Here is a 13125-nt window from a genome sequence, read left to right on the forward strand (position 1 = left end):
GCAGGATGGTGCTGCGCGTCGACTGGGAGGTGTCGGGCCGGGCTACTGCGTTTCTGCGGGCACAGTCGCTGGATCGACTGCTGCATCGGGCGAGGCCGGAACGGCAGCCTGGTCTCCGGCGGCCGCCTGCTGCGCTGGCGTGGCGGCATCTGGCGAGGCCAGTGCCGGCTCCGGTGAAGCGCTGCCGACTTCGCCACCGCGAATGACCATCAGTTCGGGGGCCAGTTGCGGGCCGGAGCTTTTGGCGTCGACCGCCGCGACCTTGCCTGTATCGATGTCCGGCATGCCGATCGCGACAATCGAGCGGGACGCCGATTGCGGCAGTCCGACCGAGATCGAGGACGGGCTGGCCGCATCGCCTCTGACGGTGACGATCGACGACGCATGGGCCGACCCGGAAACGGCGGCAACAAGAAACGCAGCAAACAGGCGCATTTAGCCCTCAGACTTGAATCAACCTTTGAGGGCAATCTATCTCGCCGGCGGTTGCAGCCGGCTTGCGAAGATGCCGCGCATTTTAGGCAATGGCTGAAATCTTGGACCTCGGCCTTGTCGCTCGGCCTGATGCGGGCTAGGGACCGGGGCATTCAACTGGAAGCTATGACGTGGCGGAACTGATCGCAGCGGACAAGGCGATGGACGCGGCGCTGGCCTTGCTCAGCGCGGGCGAAGTCGTCGCCATCCCGACCGAGACAGTCTATGGCCTTGCCGGCGACGCCACCAATGGCGAGGCGGTCGCCCGCATCTTCGAGGCCAAGGGCCGGCCGCGCTTCAACCCGCTGATCGCCCATGTCGCCGACATGGCCATGGCCGAGCGCATCGGCGTGTTCGATCCGCTGTCGCGAAATCTGGCCGAGAAATTCTGGCCCGGGCCGCTGACGCTGGTCGTGCCATTGCGGCCCGAAGCGGGCATCCATCCGCTGGTCACCGCAGGGCTCGACACCATCGCGCTCAGGATGCCGATGGGCTTCGGCGGCAAGCTGATCGCAAGGCTCGGCAGGCCGCTGGCGGCCCCGAGCGCCAACACCTCGGGCAAGATCAGTTCGACCAGCGGCGAGGCCGTGGCGAGCGACCTCGGCGGCCGCATCCCGCTTGTCGTCGATGGCGGCTCAACGCCGGTCGGGCTGGAGTCGACGATCGTCAAGGTCGAGGACGGCAAGGTACGCATGCTGCGCCCGGGCGGTGTCGCGGCCAGCGAAATCGAGGCGCTGGCCGGCGCGCCGTTGCTGCGCGGTGCCACCGCCGGCATCGAAGCGCCGGGAATGCTCGCCTCGCATTATGCGCCGGGTGCGGCGCTGCGGCTGAATGTCGGCAAGGTCGGGGCAGGCGAGGCGTTGCTCGGTTTCGGCCCGGAGCGCGCCGAAGGCTGGCAGCAGGCGCGTGCCTTCCTCAACCTGTCCGAGACGGGCGACCTGCGCGAGGCGGCGACGAACCTCTTCGCCCACCTTCAGGCGCTAGACCGCAGCGGTGCCGCATCGATCGCCGTCGAGCCCGTGCCGTCCGACGAGCTTGGCGAAGCGATCAACGATCGGCTGGCGCGCGCGGCGGCACCGCGTGACAATCTCCACGTCTGAATTTAGCTTCAAGAGATGACGCAAGATCTTCCCGGCCTCGATCCCGCGCTCGCTGAGCGCTTCGCAGCCATCGTTGGCGCACGCTACGCCGTTCGCGCCGAGGCCGATATCGAGCCCTATGTGCACGAGCCGCGCGGCCTGTTTGCCGGTGTGACGTCGCTGGTGCTCAGGCCAGGCAGCGTCGCGGAGGTGAGCGCGATCATGAAACTTGCCTCGGAGACGCGCACGCCGATCGTGCCGCAGGGCGGCAACACCGGGCTCGTCGGCGGCCAGGTTCCAGACCGATCGGGCGGCCAGGTCGTGCTGTCGCTGTCGCGGCTCAACCGCATCAGGGAGATCGATCCTGTTTCCAACACGGTGATCGCCGAAGCCGGTGTCGTGCTCGATGTGCTGCACAAGGCGGCCGACGAGGTCGACCGGCTCTACCCGCTGTCGCTGGCGTCGCAAGGCTCCTGCCAGATCGGTGGCAATTTGTCGTCCAATGCCGGCGGCACCGGCGTGGTTGCCTATGGCAATGCGCGCGAGCTCTGCCTCGGCGTCGAGGTGGTGCTGCCCACCGGCGAGGTGTTCGACGACCTGCGCAAGCTGAAGAAGGACAACACCGGCTACGACCTGAAGAACCTGTTCGTCGGCGCGGAAGGCACGCTCGGGGTCATCACCGCCGCCGTGCTGAAGCTCTATCCGAAGCCGAAGGGGCGCGAAGTCGCCTGGGTCGGCCTGCCGTCGGCCGAGGCAGCGCTGGCGCTGTTCAACACCGCGCAGGAGCTTGGAGGCGGCGCGCTCACCGCCTTCGAGCTCATCGGCCGCACCCCGATGAGCTTTGCCATGCGCCACATCCCCGATGCGCGGCCACCGCTCTCGGGCGACTGGGCCTGGGAAGTGCTGATGGAGATCTCGTCCGGCCGTTCGGCCGAGGATGCGCGCACGCTGATGGAGGACATCCTGTCGGCCGGCTTCGAGGCGGACCAGGTCGGCGATGCGGTCATTGCCGCGAGCCTCGGCCAGGCGAACGAGTTCTGGCGCCTGCGCGAGATGCTGCCGGAATCGCAGAAGCCGGAAGGCGCCTCGATCAAGCACGACATATCGGTGCCCATCGCCAGCATCCCGGCTTTCATCGAACGGGCTGCGGTGGTCGTGGCCGGAGTGTGCGCCGAGGCGCGTGTGGTCTGCTTCGGCCACATGGGCGACGGCAACCTGCACTACAACATCTCGCAGCCGGCGGGCATGGAAGCTGCGGCGTTCCTCGCTTTGTACCGGGACATGAACAAGGCCGTGCACGACGTGGTGCGCAGCATGAACGGCTCGATCTCGGCCGAGCACGGCATCGGCCAGCTCAAGCGCGACGAGTTGATCGCCACCGCTCCGCCGCACGCCATCGAGCTGATGCGCAGGGTCAAGTCGGCGTTCGATCCTGCCGGCATCATGAACCCCGGCAAGACGATTTGAACGTCTCTGGTGGCATTCCGATAACCATCGCCGCGATCAGCAAAATTTAACCGAATTTCTTAAGCGGGGCGGTAAGGAGGCCCCGCTAGTGTCCTTCCCAACGAGACCGGGAAAACTGGTCCGGAGAGACCGGAAACCGGCTCTCAGGAGATAACAGGAAGGCACAATATGAACACCGGACTGAAGCCAGTCTGGGCGGGACGCAACATGCGCCTCGACCCGTTCCGCTTGCCGCAGATGGTCAGCTACGCCACGCGTGACGACCTTGGCGACGTCACCTTCACCATCGACCACCGCGGCGCCGTCATTCGCCGGGTGCTGGCGCAGAGCGGGCTCCCCGCCATCATCGCACTGCCGGCCCGCGCCTTCCGCGGTGTCGCCGCGCGTGCCATGGAGGACGAGAACCTCAACGTCACGGTGACGCTCGAACTGCTGCACAACGACCCGATGCTGTCGGTGCCCCTGCTGGTTGCCCACGACCTCGACGACGTTGCCGCCGACTGGCGCGCCTGGGCCGACTTCTACAACCTGCCGATGCTTCTGATCGAGGCGGACGGCGTTGCCCGCACGCTCGAGGAGTCGCTTGGTGCGGCGATCAAGACCATGCCGCCGCAGGACCGCCGCAAGGGCCGCGTGTCGCGCATGCGCCGGCCACGTTTCCTCGCCCGTCGCAAGTCGGGCACGCTCGGTGTGCGCCTCGTCATCGACGGCGAAGAAATCATCGCCCGGGCGTGATCAGATCAGCGGCTTCAGCGCCACCCAGGCGCCGCCGCAGAGCAGGCCGATGAAGATGATCCAGCCGACCTGGCCGTTCGACCTGAACAGCCGCAGGCACTGGTCCGGATCGTCTATGTCGAGCGAAGTGATCTGCCTCGCCATATGTATGCCGGCGGCAACCAGTCCTGCCAGCGCCGGCATCGGCACCTGCGCGATGGCAAAGGCCGTGGCGAACAGCATCAGCGCCCCGGCATAGAGGCCGACCAGCCACGACTTGGTGTTTTCGCCAAAGAAGCGGGCCGTCGACTTCACGCCGACGAGCGCGTCGTCTTCCTTGTCCTGGTGGGCGTAGATCGTGTCGTAGCCGATCACCCACATGATCGATCCGAAATAGAGCAGCACCGCCGGGGCGTCGAGGTCGCCGAACTCGGCCGCCCAGCCCATCAGCGCGCCCCAGGAGAAGGCGAGGCCAAGCACGAATTGCGGCCAGTTGGTGATGCGCTTCATGAACGGGTAGATCGCCACGATCACCAGCGACGAGATGCCGAGCAGGATGGCGAAGCTGTTGAACTGCAGCAGCACGACCAGGCCGGCCAGCGCCTGCAGCACGAGGAACGTCCAGGCCTGGCGGCGGGTGACCTGGCCGGAGGGCAGGGGCCGCGAGCGGGTGCGCTCGACCTGCGCGTCGATGCCTTCGTCGACGATGTCATTGTAGGTGCAGCCAGCGCCGCGCATGGCGACGGCGCCGACGAGGAACAGGACGAGGAACCACGGCGAGGGCAGCAGCGACATCAGGCTGTCGCCGGGGCGGGCATAGGCGCTTGCCGCCATCGCCGCCGACCACCAGCACGGCCAGAGCAACAGCACCCAGCCGATCGGCCGGTCCCAGCGCGCCAGCTGCGCATAGGGCCAGAGGCCTCGCGGCAGGGCGCGGTAAACCCAATGTCCGCTGGGGGCGTCGGCGACCCGGCCCTGGCCGGCTTTTGACTGAATGGTTTCCATAAAAATGGAGTGGCAGGCGTCAAATCCTGCGTCAAGTCGCGTCGAACTTGTTGTTGGCCTTCTGTACGTATATATGTACAGAAGTGATCGAGGAGGCCGATATGACCCATGTAACGCTTACCGAACTGCGCGCCAACATGGCCAAGTATCTCGACAAGGTCGAGGCGGACCGGATCGAACTGGTGGTGACCAGGCAGAATCACGAGCCTGTGGTGGTCATGGCCCTGTCTGAGCTTGAAGGGTTGCGCGAAACACTGCATTTGCTGAGCTCTCGCGCCAACGCCGAACATCTCCAGCGCTCCATTGATGAACTCAATGCCGGTTCCGGCGTCGAACGCGATCTCATCGAGTGATGCGCATCATTTTTTCGGAAGCATCCTGGTCTGACTATTTGTTTTGGCAGCAGGCAGACAAAGCCGTTTGCGACCGTATCAATGAGCTCATCAAGGATGCCAGGCGCTCGCCCTTCGTCGGCATCGGCAAGCCGGAACCGCTTTCCGGCAACTATTCCGGTTTCTGGTCGCGCCGCATCACGCGGGAACATCGACTCGTCTATCGGGTGACAGGCAAGGGCGATGCGCAGGCCTTGGAGATCGCCGCCTGCCGCTACCATTATGACCGGTAGCCGGTCCTGACTCTTGGTTGATGGCGGGCGAAACGCGTTCTCTCCTTGACCTCGTCTCTCTCGGCCACTAGCGGGTGCATCAAATTCCGCATCGGCAAGAGGTCAAGCGCATGAATGTCCTGCTCATCGGTTCCGGTGGTCGCGAGCACGCACTCGCCTGGAAGATCGCGGCATCGCCGATGCTGACCAAGCTTTATGCCGCGCCTGGCAATCCCGGCATCGCCCAGGAGGCGGAACTGGTGGCGCTGGATATCGCCGACCATGCCGCGGTCGCTGCCCTCTGCAAGGACAAGGCCATCGGCCTCGTCGTCGTCGGCCCCGAGGGCCCGCTGGTCGCCGGCATCGGCGATGACCTGCGCGCCGCTGGCATCCGGGTGTTCGGCCCGTCCAGGGCTGCGGCCCAGCTCGAGGGTTCCAAGGGTTTCACCAAGGACCTCTGCGCCCGCTACGGCATTCCGACCGCCGCCTATGGCCGCTTCGACAATGCCGCCGACGCCCGCGCCTATGTCGAGAAGATGGGCGCGCCGATCGTCATCAAGGCCGACGGGCTTGCCGCCGGCAAGGGCGTGACGGTTGCAATGACGCTGGACGAAGCGCTGGCCGCCGTGGACGGCTGCTTCGACGGCGCCTTCGGCGGCGCCGGTGCATCGGTGGTCGTGGAAGAGTTCATGACCGGTGAGGAGGCGAGCTTCTTCTGCCTCTGCGACGGCAAGACCGCGCTGCCCTTTGGCACCGCCCAGGACCACAAGCGCGTCGGCGACGGCGACGTCGGCCCCAACACCGGCGGCATGGGCGCCTATTCGCCGGCTCCCGTGATGACACCCGAACTGATCGACCAGACGATGCGCGAGATCGTCGAGCCGACGATGCGCGGCATGGCCGAGATGGGCGCGCCCTTTGCCGGCGTGCTGTTCGCCGGCCTGATGCTGACCGACAAGGGGCCGAGGCTGATCGAATACAACACCCGCTTCGGCGATCCCGAATGCCAGGTGCTGATGCTGCGGCTGAAGGAAGATCTGCTGGTGCTGCTCAATGCCGCCGCCGATGGCCAGCTCGCCCATGTCTCGGCGCGGTGGCGCGACGAGGCCGCCCTGACCGTCGTCATGGCGGCGAAGGGTTATCCCGGCACGCCGGAAAAGGGCTCGGTCATCGCCGGCATCGACAAGGCCGAAGCTTCCGGCGCCCGTGTGTTCCATGCCGGCACCGCCGTGCAGGGCGCCGACATCGTGGCCAATGGCGGCCGCGTGCTGAACGTCACGGCGACCGGCCGCACGGTCAGCGAGGCGCAGGCCAAAGCCTATGCCGCCGTCGACCTGGTCGACTGGCCGGACGGTTTCTGCCGCCGCGACATCGGCTGGCTCGCGGTGGCCCGCGAACAGGGCAATTAGGCGACTGATTCCGTCCCTTGGGCTAACGCCCGGCGCTGTCCATCTCGGTCGAGGCGGTGGAAACCGGGTCGAAGTCGATCTTGCGGCCGACATCGGGGCGGGTGTCGAGCCTGGCGGCGATATATTCGGCCATACCGTGGGCATAACGGCGTGCGGGCGGCTGGATAGCCGGCACGGCACCGAGAACTGCCCTGTCCCAGCTTGAGCGCAGCGCTTCCGCCAGAAGATCGAGGCGCACCGGGTAGGCGACCGAGGCGTAGGTGATGCGGCTTTCGCCCTTGAGACCCTTTTCGCGGGCGATCGGCACCGGCACCGATGCGACGAACTCGTCGGTCGCTTCGATCAGCTTGCCGAACGGCCAGGCTTTTCGCAGGCTTTCGGCATTCATCGGCGCGACATTGACGTCGATGTCGTTGGGCGTGCCGGCGACCCGATAGGGGCAGCGGCGGATGCCGCAATTGGCCTGTGCCGAGAACTGCCACAGCGTGTAGGTCTGCCAGTTGCCCTTCGGGAAATGGATGCCGATCTCGGGCTTGTAGCGGGCATACCAGAGCGGCAGTCGCGACAGCAGCCGGTAGCGGTAGCGGTTGTCGGCGATGTACCGCGAGGTCGTGCCGTTGGTGTAGAGGATCGGATAGCGGCCGGTGCGCAGGAAGATGTGGCGGACGAAGATTTCCGCATCTTCCAGCGAGATCCATTTCGTCGGGTCGTTCTCCTCGATGTCGAGCGCCATCAAATCGTCGGGACCGGGCTCGGCGAAGTCGAGGAAGTTCTCAGCCTGCTCGATCGGATTGCCGGGGCGGGCGAGGTGGTAGGCGCCCCATTTGAGGCCGAGCGCCTTGGCAACGGTCCTGCGGGTGTGGAACAGTTCGCGCGCCACCGCATGGCGTTTCCACAGCGCCTTGCACAGCCTGTAGGCGGTTTCCTCGCCGGAGCAGGAGTAGGGTGGCGGCAACCCGTCGGAGGCCTTGTTGATGAAGCCGACAATGCGCTTGTCGCCGGCGAGCTTCTGCCAGTCGATGGAGTTGTATTCGTAGGCGTCGATGACCAGCGCCCGGTCGACCTTCTTCCAAGGTTCGGAGAAGTCGGAGGCGTGGGTCGTTACCGGGAACGTGGCGCACGCGGCGGCAATCGCTGAAAGCGCGAGCCTGCGAAATCTAGACGCCAATCCCCTCAAGCGGCGATCCCCGATGACCGATAGCCGATCGTGAACCGTCATGGTTAAGGAAAAGCTGATGAAGCTCCACCGCCCAGCGGTTGCAATGGCGGCTATTTGCCCTCGTTGGACGGGGTTGCCTGCGGGAGGACGGATCCGGCGCGGGTGGGCTCGGCGGATTGCCGTCTGCCTCGCGCTTGCGGTAGCGCGCCGGCGAGCACTGCTGAATCGGATTGTTGCACCGCCCTTGGCAGCGCCAGACTTTAGTTCAAAGCTGCACAAAAAATTGACGTTTACGTAAAAAGTCACTTCCCCTCGGCGGAAGAAGGCGGATAGTGTGTCGCGCAAGGCGGCCGGCGGGCCGCGCCGGATGACCAGGAGGAAGTGTCATGTACCGCGCCCCGGTGGAAGAGATTGCCTTTGCGCTGAAGCATGTCGCGGGGCTGAAGGCCGCGCTCGATGCAGGAAGCTTCGGCGACCTCGGCGAGGACCTTGTCGACGCCATCCTGGGCGAGGCTGGCCGCTTCGCCACCGACGAGGTGGCGCCGCTTCACGAGGTCGGCGACAAGGCCGGTGCCAGGCTCAAGGACGCGGCGGTGACCATGCCGCCCGGCTGGAAGGAGGCCTACCGGCACTGGATCGAAGGCGGCTGGAACGGCCTCAACGGTCCCGAGGAATTCGGCGGCCAGGGCCTGCCGACGATGCTCGGCGTCGCGACGCTTGAGATGTGGAATTCAGCCTCGATGGCCTTCGGCCTCGGCCCGACGCTGACCATGGGCGCGGTCGAGGCGCTCGACAAGCACGCCTCGGAGGACCTGAAGGCGGCCTATCTCGAAAAGCTCGTCTCCGGCGAATGGATGGGCACCATGAACCTGACAGAGCCACAGGCGGGCTCTGACCTTGCCGCGCTGCGCACCCGCGCCGAGCGTGCCGGCGACGGCAGCTACCGCATCTTCGGCCAGAAGATCTTCATCACCTATGGCGAGCACGACCTGACCGGCAACATCGTCCACCTGGTGTTGGCCAGGCTGCCCGACGCACCCGCCGGCACGCGCGGCATCTCGCTGTTTCTGGTGCCGAAATACCTGCTCGACGACGACGGCAGGCCAGGCGCGCGCAACGATGTGTTCTGTTCCGGGCTCGAGGAGAAGCTCGGCATCCATGCCTCGCCGACCTGCACCATGATCTATGGCGACGGTTTCGCAAAGGACCGCGAGCCCGGCGCTGTCGGCTGGCTCATCGGCGAGGAGCACCGTGGCCTCGCCTGCATGTTCACGATGATGAACAATGCCCGCCTCGCCGTCGGCATGCAGGGCGTGGCGGTGGCGGAGGCGGCGTTCCAGAAGGCGCTCGCCTATGCCAATGACCGCCGCCAGGGCAAGGCCTCGGGCTACAGCGGCGAAGGCATGGCGCCGATCGTCCATCACCCCGACGTGCAGCGCAACCTGTTGACCATGAAGGCACTGACCCAGAGCGCGCGCGCCATCGCCTATTCCTGCGCCCATGCCATCGACATGGCGAGCGTCTCGGAAGGCACAGCCAAGGCGCACTGGCAGGACCGGGCCAATCTGTTGACCCCGGTCGCCAAGGCCTTTGCCACCGATGTCGGCGTCGACGTCGCCTCGCTCGGCGTCCAGGTCCATGGCGGCATGGGTTTCATCGAGGAGACGGGCGCGGCGCGGCTGCTGCGCGATGCCCGCATCGCCCCGATCTACGAGGGCACCAACGGCATCCAGGCGATCGACCTCGTCACCCGCAAGCTGCCGCTCGGCAATGGCGACCATGTCTTCGACTATGTCGGCGAGCTCGACGCGGTCGCCAATGCGGTTGCGGCACTGAACAGCGACGACTACGGCCGCAGCGCCATCTGCCTGGAGCAGGCGCTCGACGACCTGCAGCAGACGACGCGTTTCCTGCAGAAGCTGCTCGAGGACGGCCGCTCCGACGACGCCCTGGCCGGCGCCACGCCCTATCTGAGGCTGTTCGCGCTGGCTGCCGGCGGCGCCTACCTGGCACGCGCCGCCCTTGCCGAGGGCGATGCCGGGCGCATCGCGCTGTGCCGGTTCTTCGCCGAGAACCTGCTCGGCGAGACCGCCGCACTCAAGGATCGCGTCACCGGCGGCGCGGCGAGCCTGCGCGAAGCCGCCAAGGCGCTGGTTTCGGCATAAGATTCTGGGACGAGGAACAGTCTGACGTGAGCGACCATATAGTCATCGAACGGCAGGATGCCGTGCAGATCATCCGGATGAACCGCCCGGACAAGAAAAACGCGATCACCCGCGCCATGTATGCCGAGATGGCGTCGGCGCTTGCCGCCGGCGATGCCGACAAGGCCGTGCGCGTCCACGTCTTTCTCGGCGTGCCCGGCGCGTTCTCGGCCGGCAACGACCTGGCCGACTTCATGACGATCGCCACCGGTGGCGAAGGCGGCGGCGAGGTGTGGGATTTCCTGCTCGCCCTGGCCAGGACCGAAAAGCCGGTGGTTTCGGGCGTCGACGGCATCGCCGTCGGCATAGGCACGACCATCAACCTGCATTGCGACCTGACCTTCGCCACGCCGCGCACGGTGTTTCGCACGCCCTTCGTTGATCTCGGCCTGGTGCCGGAGGCGGGGTCGAGCCTGCTCGCGCCGCAGGTGCTTGGGCGCCAGGGCGCTTTTGCGCTGCTCGGCCTGGGCGAGGGGTTCCCGGCAGAACGGGCGCTCGCTGCCGGGCTGATCTACAAGGTCGTGGCGGAAGACGAGCTGGAGGCGGCAACGCTGGCGACGGCCCGCGACATCGCTGCCAAGCCGCCGGAAGCGCTGAAGATCGCCCGCGACCTGATGCGCGGCGACCGCTCCGAGCTTTTTGCCCGCATCAAGGTGGAAGGTGAGCACTTCCGCGCCCGGCTCAAGTCGGACGAGGCACGCGCCGCACTCGTCGCCTTCATGACGCGCAAGAAGTGAGTTTGTCCGTCCCGGACGGGGGAGGGCAGAAACTCAGGGATAGAGCCGGTCCTTGTCCCACTCGCCCTTGGCGTTGGCGGTGAACACGATGCGGTCGTGCAGCCGGAACGGACGGTCGTGCCAGAACTCGATCTGGCTCGGCCGGATGCGGAAGCCGGACCAGTGGGCGGGCCGCGGAATCTCGCCGATGGCATGGCGCGCGGTGTACTCGGCGACCGCCTTCTCCAGTGCGAAACGGCTTTCGAGCGGGCGCGACTGCTTCGAGGCCCAGGCGCCGATGCGGCTGCCGCGCGGGCGCGAGGCGAAATAGGCGTCTGCCTCGGCGTCGGTGACGATCTCCACGGGGCCGCGCACCCGCACCTGGCGGCGCAGCGATTTCCAGTGGAAGCACATGGCGGCCTTCATCGTCGCCAGGATCTCGCGGCCCTTGGCGCTCTCGAAATTGGTGTAGAAGACGAAGCCCTGTTCATCGAAGCCCTTGAGCAGCACCATGCGAACGTCAGGCAGTCCGTCGGTGTCGACGGTTGCCAGCGCCACCGCGTTGGGATCGTTCGGTTCGCTGGCGGTAGCGTCCTTCAGCCACGCTGCAAACAGCCGATAAGGCTCCGCGCTCTCGGTGAAGTCACTGCTTTTTAACTCTGTGTCCGTCATAGCTCTTACTCGACCTGCCATTTACGACCGGGAGAATGCCTATTGTCGCGCTTCGCGCAAGCCTTTGAGGGCCATTGCCTCCCACAATTCGGGTTCCGATCCTTCAAGGTGCTGCTGCTGCTGAGCCTGACGACGATCAGCGCCTGTGGCGTTGGCGGCTTCAGCCTGGAGAAGGCCGAGGTTGACCGCACGCTTCTGACCAGCAAGGTGCCGGACGATGCCAGCCGCAGCAACGATGCGAATCGCCTGTCCGACGAGGCGACGATCCGCAACGCGGTCTCTTCCGCCGACGTCGAAGGCCTGCAGGGACAGGCAATTCCCTGGGCCAATGCCGAGACCGGATCTCGCGGTGCGATCAGCGCGCTCGTGGAAAGCACCGGACGTGGCGTCTTGTGCCGGCAATTCGCCGCTTCGCGCGAAAGTTTCGATGGCGTCGGCCTGTACAAGGGCGAGGTGTGTGCCGCCGGTGCCGGCGCCTGGCAAATGGTGGCTTTCGAGCCGGCCTGACGCTTTGCGGCAAGCCTGCCTCTGGAATTTCTTCCTAGCCGAGCGCATATAGGAGGAAACCAACCCTTTTCTCTGTTGTGGAATTGCGCATGCGCGACCCCTATGAGGTGCTGGGCGTTGCCAAGAACGCCTCGGCCAAGGACATCAAAGCGGCCTTTCGCAAGCTCGCCAAGAAGCATCATCCGGACCAGAACCCGGACGATCCGAAGGCGAAGGAACGTTTTGCCGCCGCCAACCAGGCCTACGAGATTCTCGGCGACGAGAAGAAGAAGGCCGCGTTCGACCGCGGCGAGATCGATGCCGAGGGCAAGCAGCGCTTTCATGGCTTCGAAGGTGCCGCGGGCGGCGATCCGTTCGGCGGCTTTCGCCGCCAGCAGGCCGGGCCTGGCGGCTCGCGCTTCGAGTTCCGTTCAGGTGGCCCCGGCGGCGGGTCCTTCGATGCCGGCGACATCTTCAGCCAGATCTTCGGTGATTCCTTCAGCCAGCGTGGCTCGGGAGCGGGTGCGGGCGCCGGCATGGGCGGTGGCCAGCGCGCCCAGCCGGGCGGCGACGTCAACGTCACGCTCGACGTGACGATCGAGGAAGCCGCGACCGCGCCAAAGGTCACGGCGATGTTTCCCGACGGACGCAAGATGGCGGTCAAGCTGCCGGAATATGTCGAGGACGGCCAGACCATCAGGCTCAAGGGCCAGGGCGGCGCGGGTGACGCGCTCGTCAAGATCAGGTTCCGCCGCCATCCGCGCTATCGCGTCGAGGGCAGGGATCTTCACGCCGACCTGCCGGTCCCGTTGCGCGATGCCGTGCTCGGCGCCAAGCTTGCCGTGGAAACCCCGACCGGGCGCCTTGCCGTCAACGTTCCGGCCTGGTCGAGCTCGGACAAGGTCCTGCGTATCAAGGGGCGTGGCTTGCCCGAGAAGACCGGCGGCAAGGCCGATCTCTATGTCCATGTCCGCGTCATGCTGCCCGAGGCTGGCGATGCCGCGCTCGAAGAGCTGATGCGCAAGTCCAACGGCTGACAGCCGGCCGGCGCGACGTCGCCGGCCATCGGCGTATCAAAGCTTGAAGGCATGAGTTGCCTATGCGATAGGCTCTCCGAAACAATTCTTGCATCGGAG

The 13125-nt window shown here is 66.2% G+C and carries 14 protein-coding genes; 10 read left to right on the forward strand and 4 right to left on the reverse strand.

Annotation, left to right across the window (positions count from 1 at the left end; translation table 11 throughout):
* Window positions 1-42: 42 nt before the first annotated feature.
* Window positions 43-435 (reverse strand): hypothetical protein, encoded by a 393-nt coding sequence (locus tag ASC75_RS17575; protein WP_055978253.1) that lies wholly within the window; start codon window positions 433-435, stop codon window positions 43-45.
* A 170-nt stretch (window positions 436-605) separates the two neighbouring features.
* Between ASC75_RS17575 and ASC75_RS17580 the strand changes: the two genes are divergently transcribed.
* From ASC75_RS17580 to ASC75_RS17590, 3 genes are all read left to right on the forward strand, one after another.
* Window positions 606-1574, forward strand: a complete 969-nt coding sequence (locus ASC75_RS17580) for an L-threonylcarbamoyladenylate synthase (RefSeq protein ID WP_055978256.1) — start codon at window positions 606-608, stop codon at window positions 1572-1574.
* Window positions 1575-1589: 15 nt separating this feature from the next.
* Window positions 1590-3020, forward strand: coding sequence for an FAD-binding oxidoreductase (locus tag ASC75_RS17585; RefSeq protein WP_055978257.1), 1431 nt, complete (start codon window positions 1590-1592; stop codon window positions 3018-3020).
* 168 nt (window positions 3021-3188) lie between these two features.
* Window positions 3189-3755: a DUF6101 family protein gene (locus ASC75_RS17590; RefSeq protein ID WP_055978260.1), complete on the forward strand. Its 567-nt coding sequence runs from the start codon at window positions 3189-3191 to the stop codon at window positions 3753-3755.
* Here ASC75_RS17590 and ubiA read toward each other — a convergent pair whose 3' ends face one another.
* Window positions 3756-4739 carry a 4-hydroxybenzoate octaprenyltransferase gene (gene ubiA, locus ASC75_RS17595; protein WP_055978262.1) on the reverse strand — a complete coding sequence of 328 codons (984 nt, stop codon included), beginning with the start codon at window positions 4737-4739 and terminating at the stop codon, window positions 3756-3758. It abuts the gene before it with no gap.
* Window positions 4740-4840: 101 nt separating this feature from the next.
* Here ubiA and ASC75_RS17600 point away from each other — a divergent pair, with 101 nt between their 5' ends.
* The 3 genes from ASC75_RS17600 to purD all read left to right on the forward strand — a co-directional run bounded on the left by ASC75_RS17600 (window position 4841) and on the right by purD (window position 6752).
* Window positions 4841-5092 (forward strand): type II toxin-antitoxin system prevent-host-death family antitoxin, encoded by a 252-nt coding sequence (locus ASC75_RS17600; protein ID WP_055978446.1) that lies wholly within the window; start codon window positions 4841-4843, stop codon window positions 5090-5092.
* The gene (locus ASC75_RS17605; protein WP_055978267.1) at window positions 5092-5364 is read left to right on the forward strand and encodes a Txe/YoeB family addiction module toxin; all 273 of its coding nucleotides are present in this window, start codon (window positions 5092-5094) and stop codon (window positions 5362-5364) included. The genes ASC75_RS17600 and ASC75_RS17605 overlap by 1 nt, the downstream gene beginning before the upstream one ends.
* Before the next feature lie 110 nt (window positions 5365-5474).
* Window positions 5475-6752 carry a phosphoribosylamine--glycine ligase gene (gene purD, locus ASC75_RS17610; protein ID WP_055978269.1) on the forward strand — a complete coding sequence of 426 codons (1278 nt, stop codon included), beginning with the start codon at window positions 5475-5477 and terminating at the stop codon, window positions 6750-6752.
* A gap of 22 nt (window positions 6753-6774) precedes the next feature.
* Here the strand turns inward: purD and ASC75_RS17615 are convergent, their stop codons facing one another.
* The gene (locus ASC75_RS17615; RefSeq protein WP_244487865.1) at window positions 6775-7929 is read right to left on the reverse strand and encodes a GH25 family lysozyme; all 1155 of its coding nucleotides are present in this window, start codon (window positions 7927-7929) and stop codon (window positions 6775-6777) included.
* Window positions 7930-8297: 368 nt separating this feature from the next.
* Here ASC75_RS17615 and ASC75_RS17620 point away from each other — a divergent pair, with 368 nt between their 5' ends.
* Both ASC75_RS17620 and ASC75_RS17625 read left to right on the forward strand, forming a co-directional pair.
* On the forward strand, window positions 8298-10076 hold the full coding sequence (locus tag ASC75_RS17620) for an acyl-CoA dehydrogenase (RefSeq protein WP_055978270.1): 1779 nt from the start codon (window positions 8298-8300) through the stop codon (window positions 10074-10076).
* A 26-nt stretch (window positions 10077-10102) separates the two neighbouring features.
* Window positions 10103-10852, forward strand: a complete 750-nt coding sequence (locus tag ASC75_RS17625; protein ID WP_055978272.1) for a crotonase/enoyl-CoA hydratase family protein — start codon at window positions 10103-10105, stop codon at window positions 10850-10852.
* A 33-nt stretch (window positions 10853-10885) separates the two neighbouring features.
* Here the strand turns inward: ASC75_RS17625 and pdxH are convergent, their stop codons facing one another.
* Window positions 10886-11503, reverse strand: coding sequence for a pyridoxamine 5'-phosphate oxidase (gene pdxH / locus ASC75_RS17630; protein ID WP_055978274.1), 618 nt, complete (start codon window positions 11501-11503; stop codon window positions 10886-10888).
* A 42-nt stretch (window positions 11504-11545) separates the two neighbouring features.
* On the opposite strand from pdxH, the gene ASC75_RS17635 reads away from it, so the two are divergent.
* Window positions 11546-12010 (forward strand): RT0821/Lpp0805 family surface protein, encoded by a 465-nt coding sequence (locus tag ASC75_RS17635; RefSeq protein ID WP_055978276.1) that lies wholly within the window; start codon window positions 11546-11548, stop codon window positions 12008-12010.
* A gap of 89 nt (window positions 12011-12099) precedes the next feature.
* Complete coding sequence (locus ASC75_RS17640; protein ID WP_055978281.1) at window positions 12100-13026, forward strand: DnaJ C-terminal domain-containing protein; 927 nt, start codon at window positions 12100-12102, stop codon at window positions 13024-13026.
* The last annotated feature ends 99 nt before the right edge of the window (window positions 13027-13125 follow it).

The organism is Aminobacter sp. DSM 101952, from assembly GCF_001424795.1.
GTDB classification, from domain to species: Bacteria; Pseudomonadota; Alphaproteobacteria; order Rhizobiales; family Rhizobiaceae; genus Aminobacter; species Aminobacter aganoensis.